The 2756-nt window shown below is 40.6% G+C and carries 1 protein-coding gene; it reads left to right on the forward strand.

Annotation, left to right across the window (positions count from 1 at the left end):
* Nucleotides 1-168: 168 nt before the first annotated feature.
* Nucleotides 169-2622: an ABC transporter permease gene (locus tag QM629_RS13890; RefSeq protein ID WP_415160485.1), complete on the forward strand. Its 2454-nt coding sequence runs from the start codon at nt 169-171 to the stop codon at nt 2620-2622.
* Nucleotides 2623-2756: the final 134 nt, after the last annotated feature.

Here is a 2756-nt window from a genome sequence, read left to right on the forward strand (position 1 = left end):
TAATTTTTCTCACACAGGGGAATGTGCATAGCGAGGTTCCATGAGACAACTGAAAAAACAAATATGCACGAATGAAACAATAGTAAATTAAATAACGTAAAGCAAAAGCTCATGGCTCATAGCTGACAGCTCAAGGCTCATGGCTCACAGCTAAATAAATCAACTTTTATGTTTAAAAACTATCTCAAAACCGCCTGGCGGAATGTTATTAAAAACAAAACGCTTAGCATTATCAACATTGCGGGGCTTTCGGTTTCTATTGCCTTTTGTTTGTTGTTATTTTTTTATATCCGCTATGAACAATCGTATGATAGTTTCCACACAAATAAAGACCATCTTTTCCGGCTTGAGATGAGCAATGTATGGCCTTCATCCGATACCGCTAAAAAAAGCGTTTTCTCTTTTCTTACCAAAAATGACGACGTGGAAAACCAACTGGTTTTTCCTGCCGTTGTTGCCGGGGATATGACGAATACTTTTCCCGAAATAAAAAGCATTACGCGTTTTAAAGACAACGAAGACCTGCTGGTAAAAGTGAATAAGGAAATGTATAAGGAAAAGCATTGCCTGTTTGCCGACAGCAATTTCTTCAACGACTTTTCTTTCCGTTTAATTAAAGGAAACCCTAAAACCGTTCTGAGTTCTTTGTCTGATGTTGTGATCTCCCAATCAGTTGCCAGAAAATATTTTGGCAATACAGATGCTATTGGAAAAACAATTGAGATTGATATTGATTCAGCCATGCTTTTTACGGTGAGCGGCGTTGCAGAAGATGCCCCGGGAAATTCGAGCATACAGTACGGGCTGGTTGTACGTACCGAAGCCGATCCCGGTTATGCAGACCGTTTGCAGGAAGGCTTTAACCAGGCCAGTGTTTTATACATGGTGCGGCTTCATGATAATGTTAATTTTAAAGCATTTGAAGCCAAAATGAATAAATGGGTTACAAATTATTATACCCAACCTTTTGTTGCGGAGTATGGCCAGTATTATAAAGATTATGATTTCAAAAATTTTCGCTGGTACCTGCGCCCGCTGGTACGATGCCATTACAATATTTCGCATCCCTGGGGGCATTATACCGATGCCAAAAACATTTACCAGTTAACCTGCCTTGTTGTAATTATTTTACTCATTGCTTCGCTCAATTACATCCTTCTTACCATATCCAATGCAGCTGCACGTTCACAGGAAATCGGCGTGCGCAAAGTGCTTGGCGCCAACAGGGGTAAAGTAATATTCCAGTTCTGGACAGAAACACAACTGATAATTATTATTTCGGTGATTGTTGGTTTGTTACTGCTGCAACCTTTGCTGCTGTTGTTTAATAACCTCATGTCAACACATATTGTGTTGCATGATTTTTCATGGAAAGAAGTAACGGCCTCGCTGCTTGTATTGACGTTGATACTGGGTTTACTGGCAGGTTATTATCCTGCGTTGCTGCTATCAAAAATGAAACCTGTTTCCATCATCAAAAGCTTTCAAACATTTAAGATCAACCCGCGGTTCTCCAAAATTATGGTAACGGTACAATACACGGTTTGTGTTGTATTAATGTTTGCAGCATTTATTGTAAACCGGCAAATGCATTATATCAGTAATAAAGACCTGGGATTTGATAAAGACCAGGTGCTGATGGTACGCAACCCAACATGGGACCCTGAATTTACAACACGTGTACGCGACCGTTTGTACATATATGCACAATCACAGCCATCTATCTTATATTTCTCCGGCATGAACGGCGGCCTCGATGGCAGTTATAACACCAATGGCTTTAAGCTGAACGGGGAACAACGCTGGTTAAAACAACTGAGCGTAGATTATAATTATTTTGAAATGCTCGGTGTACAATTTGTGCAGGGCCGGCCGTTCTCAAAAGCAATTGCATCAGACACTTCAGCTAAAATAAGGCCATGCATTGTAAATGAAACTTTGTTTAAAATGCTGGGAAAAGATGCCAGGCTTGGCGTGTATAACGAAGCGATACGCTCTACCATAATTGGTGTTGTAAAAGATTACAATTTTGAAACATTGTCAAAAAAGATAGAGCCGGAACAGCATGTGCTGGTAAAAAATTATGAGCAGTATTTTATGTTCAGGGTAAAGGCGGGCGACATGCAGGCTGCCATTGAAAAACTGCAAAAAGCCTGGAAAGATATCACCGGCAATTATCCTTTTGAATATACATTCCTTGACCAGACAATAGCTAAAATGTATGAAGCAGACAAGCGCTGGCAAAGCATTATACAGGCCGCCTGTTTCTTTGCCATTTTTATTGCCTGCCTCGGCTTGTTCGGGCTGTCATCTGTCAACGCCATCAACCGTACTAAAGAAATAGGCATTCGCAAAGTGCTGGGCGCCGATATTAAAGATGTGGTTGCCACTTTATCAAAAGGGTTTGTAATTACTTTTTTAATTGCGATTGTAATTGCTGTGCCGGTAGCTTACTGGATAATGTATAACTGGCTGCAGGATTTTGCTTACCGCATTGATATAAGCTGGTGGATGTTTTTGGTGACAGGCGCAGGTGCGTTGCTGATTGCATTGGCCGCTGTAAGTATCCGGGCAATAAAAGCAGCCATGGCAAACCCGGTAAAAAGTTTGAGAACGGAATGAACGGTCAACGGTCAGCAGTTAACAGTCGTTCAGTTAAAGTTCAAAAGTTCACGGGTTCACAGGTTCACGAGTTATTGCTTCTTTAATGAAACAACAGTAAATTAAATAACGTAAAGTTAGAGCTCATAGCTGAA

The sequence above is a fragment of the Parafilimonas sp. genome (genome assembly GCF_047606085.1).
In the GTDB taxonomy this organism is placed as follows: Bacteria; Bacteroidota; Bacteroidia; order Chitinophagales; family Chitinophagaceae; genus Parafilimonas.